Consider the following 5969-nt stretch of genomic DNA (forward strand, 5'->3'; position numbering starts at 1 on the left):
ATCTTTTCTTATTGCGTCAATCATAGTAGCAACAACACTATCAACTTTTTTCATATGGGATACAATATCATATTTTTCTTTAATAATATTTATATCACTTTTGGCAGTATTTAATATGAATTTAGCTTCTAGGTCTGTTATGTTCTCTTTAAATATGCTTTTAGCCTTACTTATAAGCTCTGTATGGCATTTTTCTTCTTCATTGGTATATTTGCCCTCTTCGGTAACACAAGCTTCTTCAAGAGCCTTATTCTTAGTTTTATTAGTATTTATGTAAAATTTTAAGCTTGTAACTTTCCTACCAGTCTTTATTTCTTCAAACTCAAAGGATATATCAGTTAATTTCTTAAGTTCCTTTTGTGATTGTAATATAACCTTATTTTTTAAATTCTGATAAACATCATATGACTTTCCCTTTATTCCCAACATTTTTTTCAATTCTTCAAGTTCAATTTCAATACACTTTTTAAATAAATTACTTTTTAATATTTCAAACATTCTTATTGAATACTTGCTTTTTAAACTTAATATATTATCTAATTTATAGCTTATATACAATTCTTTAAGTTCTAACATATAAGGTTTTAGACCCGAATCAAGTTTCAATATCAATATTCCTTCTTTAGTTTTATATCTTACTCCCCCTAGCCAACTTACTTGTAGTATGTCTGTGCCTTCACTTATTTCAAATACTTTTTTCTTTAATTCTTTTGTTATTTTAGGCAATTCAGTATATTTATTTTGACCTTCTACTCCTAACAATTTTATAAAATCTTTTATTTTAAATTCATATTCTTTAAATTCGGTATCTTGTGGTTGTACCATGCTTGCAAGAGTTAATATGATTTTTTGTTCTTGCAAACTTAAATCATAATTACAAGCAATTAATTTATTACTTTTGGTTACCATATAATTCTTATCCATTCAAATATCACCTCAAGGATATAATACCACACAACTAATACTAATGCTATATAAAGTATTAGTATTAGTTCACATCTTAAAAGTATTAGTTCACATCTTAAAAGTATTATTAGATTTTAATTTCACATCTTAAAAGTATTAGTTCACATCTTAAAAGTATTATTAGATTTTTGAACCTCCTGGTATGTCTTGCGTAGAGGCATGCTCTAAACATCTTAAACAAAGTACTGTTAAACATATTTAAACAACAACAGTTGTTGTTAATTAAAATTAACTGAAAATCAATCAGTTAAACGAAGAAGGGAAATGAATAAATCTGAGTAAAACCTAAAAATATTAGTCTAAAAACAAATTTATATATTTGCCAAAGAAGTATATAAAACTTTAAAAAAAGTAATAGGGTGGTGATTATAAAATATAGATTCCCAATTGCCTGCACAGTCATCTATATTATTTTGTCCATTTCCTTTTTAGGAAAACCATTATTGAATTATAATGTATTTAGTGTGAAAATAAAATTTGATATAATAACTTATTTAAAATAAAAAACAAAAATTGTAACAACATCCAACCCCCTAAGAGAAACGAAGGGCGCACTTATACACCATAATAATGGTGTGTGCGAAATTTTAGAAAATTTATAAATCGTCAAGCGTGTAAAAATTCACTATGTTCATGTTGTAAAAAGAGTGATGAAAAAATTTATTTATTGTTATCTATAAATTTTTTCATTTCCTCAACATCCTTAAATTTTAATGAGTGTGCGATAGAATTAGCTGTTCCTGGTCTTAGCGTATCGTTGTCTTTATGGTAATCAAATTTACAAGTTCTCCAAATTCCATCTTTCCCTAAGCCGCCATATATAAATCCACCTTTTCTTAAAAGTTTCATATTGAAGTATACTAATAGTCTTTTTATATGTCCCATACTAAATCTTATTGGCATATTATTATAAACCTATTTCTTTCATTATTTTATCTCTATTGCCATCACAACGAATTAATTTTAGCATATATACTTGTTTAGAGATGTTGTCAACTTTGCCAAATAAATCAATTTGATTTAAATAAATATTAATATACTCACAAATAGTATTCATCAAATCTTCCTTTGCAGATTCAAGTGTAGAGCCTTCACCATACATATCGATCTCATTTAACGAAATAGTATATCCTCCTAATTCCTCTCCAGATTCAGTAATTGGATTAAACTTTAAACCTTCCATCAAAAAATCTACATAAGGAGTTTTTATATGACTTACTTCTTCGCCATTTTTTAAATTTTTATTTATACCTTTAAAAGTCACCATTTCTAACCCATTTAATACAGCATTGTTTACTTCACTATAATGTTTTTTTGTATCTCTAATATTAAGTTTTCGTTTCATTAGCATTTCCATATTATTTTCTCCTTTTTTAAAAAAAATCATTTCTTCACCTCCTAGTATAATATATGTAGTCACTGTGGTCAAGGTGACTACATATATTATTTTATCCATTATAATTTTTTTATATACCAAAACAGCATCAAGATATATTTTTTGTATGTAAAAAAATTAAAGGGTTTTTAATTTTTAAAGTGAATTAGTTATAGTGTTGTAACATGAAATTACATGTAATTATGATGTTAAAGTGAGGTGTGCTAAGGTGTTATACAATGTAGAACAGATTGCAAATTTGACCAAAGTTTCAAAGGTTACCATTTATAGAAAACTAAAGTTAAATCAAGTAAAACCATATATCATTACTAAGCAAGGTAAAGCCTACGTTGACGAACATGGTTTTCATGTAATTACAGAGTTACTTAATGTAATTACAAATGATACTGATAATGTAAACCACAAGGAAACTGAGCAAGCTATGACCCTTGAAGAACAAGACTTGTCACATGAAACTTCATGTAACAACAATGTAATTATAGGGTTAAAAAGTGAAATTGATTTTTTGCGTAATTTATTAGAAAAACATTCGTCAAAAAGTGAGATATCATTTCTACATAGTCAGCTTGAAGAGAAGGATCGACAATTAGAAAGTAAAGATAAGCTTTTAGAGAACATGCAGATATTAGTTAAAGATGGGCAAAATAAGCAACAAAATGATATTCCGTTGTTGGAAGCTCACTTCGTGGAACTCGATGAGAAAATAGGTAATATAAAAAAAGAAATGGATAATAGAAGAGTTAAGTCTGAATCTAATAAACAAAAAAAAAGTTTTTTTAAATTTTTAAAACATTAAATTATGCATTTATTTTATTAAGTTATTTTTTGAGTTTAACAGAAAATTACATGATGATGAGAATGCAACAACTAACAATGAAATTCGACGTTATAATACATTGAACGTTACAAGTCAACACGTTATGTTACATTCAAATTGAAATTTTTAAGGAATGGGCAATAGCTTCAATGTGAAAGTAACTCAATTACTATTGTGTTACTTTCAGAATATCAATATACACTTAAAGCAAGTACCCCTATAACATTAAATATGGGTGTACTTGTGACGAAATATATGAAGATTATTACCTAATATATGTTTATCATAGTTATTCGGAATAGGTAGTGCTCTAATAACTATATTAACAACTGCATTAAGTTCAACTATCATTAATGAAAAAGTTTATAAATTGTGGTAAAATTATCATATTCAAAATAAAATTTGAATATGATAATTTCGGCATTTTTAGAAAACATGAAATAAGCAGATATCATGTTTGATTATGCAATGGGGAATATTGTGTATACAGATTAATGAGTTTTAATGCAATAATACGATTAGACAATAAAACAACTAAATTTTAGGGGGATTACAAATGAAAAAATCAATCGCAATGCTATTAATAACTATTACTATGTCTTTAAGCTTCGTGGGGTGTTCTAGCGCTTCCAGTGCCTCGAAAACTCCGACCAGTACAGAAACAACCTCTGCAGAACCTATTGAAACAGAGCCAAAAGTAGAAGTGATTAAGATAGTACTACCTTCAGGAATAAAGGATACAGGCAAAGGTAAAATTGAAACTGAAACACCTTCGGGCAATAGTAATGAGGGTGTCGTGCCTTTCATTTACGAAGATAAAGAAACTCAATTATTACAAATAGGATTCAATGCATGGGAATTCGATGGTGCTAAATTAAGCTATGTTTTTGTAGATGGGGTATTGAATTGTAAAGAGCAATTAGGAGATACACAGACTTCGTTAAACCTAAAAGAGGATGACCTAAAGGTAGGAGTCCACAAGGTTGAAGTGACTCAGTATGATACCGATAAAATAGATGGCAAGGTTGTTACTTATAAATTAGGCAGTTATGAGGTCAAAGCAAACTAATAGAATATCCTAGAGCAGTAGAATCTCTACTGCTCTTTTTTACGCTCAAACGGGTACTACCCCGCTATTAATAGTCCTATGGCTATAAGTCCCCAAACAACTGTAGTATTCATGATCTCACCCATTTCTGTCACCACATAATTTTACAATTTCGACTAATAATATATAGTCAATCATGCCATAATTATCATAAATAAAATATATTTACAATTTTTAAAAAATGAGTAATAGCCTCAAAGTGAAAGTAACTCAATTGGTATTGTGTTACTTTCAGAATATCAATACACACTAAAGGGGGGTATGATATGTACAGCTGTTTTTCAGAGCATAGAAATAAGTGGTTAGTAAAATACGTCAATACTAGGTGGCTAGAGTTCTTATTAGGTGCATATGAGAACGAGAGTGATGCACTTAAAAAGCTATTTCTAAGGCTGAAAAATATGCATAGATTAAGAGATTTGTTAAACGAGTCTGCTTAGAAGGTAATAGTATGTCAAGTAAGTTTCTAATACTTATCTTGAGAACGGTAATGGATACTGCTATATATGTAAATCAACTGAAGAAGAGGCAAATATGTGGCTTAAAGAGAACGAAGGTAATTATTCTAGTATAGAAATTTTAGAGATAAATATTGTAAGGACACTGTATCATATGCAGACATAAAATAATGGGGGTTGTACTGATGAATGTAGCATATATAAATCCAGTAATAAAGGCTTGTACAGATATATTTAAGGAAGTAGCAAATATGGAGTTTACAAAAGGTAAGCTTTATGTGAAACAGGGGATGCATCTTTTAAACGATGTGTCAGTAAGCATAGGTGTAATAGGATCAGTAAAGGGCAATTTTTATATGAATATTCCTAAAGCAACAGCACTAGCAATAGTATCAGCAATGATGGGTGGTTATGAAGTAACTGAACTAGATGAAATGACCACTTCTGCTGTATCAGAATTTTGCAACATGATAGCAGGACATGCAGGGATGAACTTCGCAGGTGATAATATTACAATAGATATCACACCTCCAGATATAACAATTAACAGGGAGAATTCTCAGAGAAATTACATGAACCAGGCAATATGTGTTCCACTAGTACTAGCAGGTGGTGGAGTTATAGAATTTGACATATTTTTAGCAGATGTATGCAAATAAATGTAAGTAATAATTGGGTATATTAAAGCAATAGATTGATTGAGGCATCCTATACATTAACAGTATTAGAGTAAAGATTAGTTAGGCTGTTAGCAAGTAGTATAAAAAAAGATGATGATTTCAAAGAATATGAATTTAAAACAAAAGATAAATTTAATTGATACCCTTTAAAAATGGCATTATATAATTGTATCAAAATACTATAGTTATATGATATTCATAAAATATAATTAAATTTTTTAGTGAGTAATATCAATGTTTTTAATATTTAAAAGTGTATCAAAGCGATTAATAGGTTTTTGATACACTATGGAGGTTATTTTTACACGAATCGTTTCCGTACCCCTAATAAATTTCTAACTTCTAACCCCTTTATGTCCTCTTTAAATATAGCTTTAATCTCATTTATAAGCTCTGTAGAGCATTTTGGGTAGTTTTGCCTATCCCCTCCAAAAGGTATGTTAGGCGGATGGAATACCTGTTGAAGGTATTTATTTTAACCTTTTTAAAATATTTGAAAGTTACACAATGTACTTGTGTAACTTTCAGTTACTTGATTTATCAA

Annotated in this window: 8 protein-coding genes; 5 read left to right on the top strand and 3 right to left on the bottom strand. The window is 28.7% G+C overall.

The genetic code is table 11. The annotated features are described in order from the left end of the window. The 3 genes from JJD95_RS19375 to JJD95_RS19385 form a co-directional block, all read right to left on the bottom strand. The coding region (locus JJD95_RS19375) for a replication initiation protein (RefSeq protein ID WP_291645039.1) at window positions 1–924 on the bottom strand (924 nt) is incomplete at its 3' end. A 702-nt stretch (window positions 925–1626) separates the two neighbouring features. Beyond that, window positions 1627–1869 carry a hypothetical protein gene (locus JJD95_RS19380; RefSeq protein ID WP_291645041.1) on the bottom strand — a complete coding sequence of 81 codons (243 nt, stop codon included), beginning with the start codon at window positions 1867–1869 and terminating at the stop codon, window positions 1627–1629. A 4-nt stretch (window positions 1870–1873) separates the two neighbouring features. Continuing rightward, window positions 1874–2353: a hypothetical protein gene (locus JJD95_RS19385; protein WP_291645043.1), complete on the bottom strand. Its 480-nt coding sequence runs from the start codon at window positions 2351–2353 to the stop codon at window positions 1874–1876. Between the two features lie 202 nt (window positions 2354–2555). Here JJD95_RS19385 and JJD95_RS19390 point away from each other — a divergent pair, with 202 nt between their 5' ends. The 5 genes from JJD95_RS19390 to JJD95_RS19410 all read left to right on the top strand — a co-directional run bounded on the left by JJD95_RS19390 (window position 2556) and on the right by JJD95_RS19410 (window position 5404). Next, the gene (locus JJD95_RS19390; protein WP_291645045.1) at window positions 2556–3158 is read left to right on the top strand and encodes a hypothetical protein; all 603 of its coding nucleotides are present in this window, start codon (window positions 2556–2558) and stop codon (window positions 3156–3158) included. A 577-nt stretch (window positions 3159–3735) separates the two neighbouring features. Continuing rightward, complete coding sequence (locus JJD95_RS19395) at window positions 3736–4248, top strand: hypothetical protein (protein WP_291645047.1); 513 nt, start codon at window positions 3736–3738, stop codon at window positions 4246–4248. 305 nt (window positions 4249–4553) lie between these two features. Then, complete coding sequence (locus tag JJD95_RS19400; protein ID WP_291645049.1) at window positions 4554–4727, top strand: hypothetical protein; 174 nt, start codon at window positions 4554–4556, stop codon at window positions 4725–4727. A gap of 11 nt (window positions 4728–4738) precedes the next feature. Continuing rightward, on the top strand, window positions 4739–4861 hold the full coding sequence (locus tag JJD95_RS19405) for a hypothetical protein (protein ID WP_291645051.1): 123 nt from the start codon (window positions 4739–4741) through the stop codon (window positions 4859–4861). Between the two features lie 69 nt (window positions 4862–4930). Continuing rightward, window positions 4931–5404: a chemotaxis protein CheX gene (locus JJD95_RS19410; protein WP_291645053.1), complete on the top strand. Its 474-nt coding sequence runs from the start codon at window positions 4931–4933 to the stop codon at window positions 5402–5404. The last annotated feature ends 565 nt before the right edge of the window (window positions 5405–5969 follow it).

This window comes from Clostridium sp. (genome assembly GCF_016650035.1).
Lineage (GTDB): Bacteria > Bacillota > Clostridia > Clostridiales > Clostridiaceae > Clostridium_AD.

Coding starts and splice junctions, on each gene's coding strand:
- JJD95_RS19400 (WP_291645049.1), top strand. CDS start 4,554: ATGTACAGCTGTTTTTCAGAGCATAGAAATAAGTGGTTAGTAAAATAC.
- JJD95_RS19410 (WP_291645053.1), top strand. CDS start 4,931: ATGAATGTAGCATATATAAATCCAGTAATAAAGGCTTGTACAGATATA.
- JJD95_RS19395 (WP_291645047.1), top strand. CDS start 3,736: ATGAAAAAATCAATCGCAATGCTATTAATAACTATTACTATGTCTTTA.
- JJD95_RS19405 (WP_291645051.1), top strand. CDS start 4,739: ATGTCAAGTAAGTTTCTAATACTTATCTTGAGAACGGTAATGGATACT.
- JJD95_RS19385 (WP_291645043.1), bottom strand. CDS start 2,353: ATGATTTTTTTTAAAAAAGGAGAAAATAATATGGAAATGCTAATGAAA.
- JJD95_RS19380 (WP_291645041.1), bottom strand. CDS start 1,869: ATGCCAATAAGATTTAGTATGGGACATATAAAAAGACTATTAGTATAC.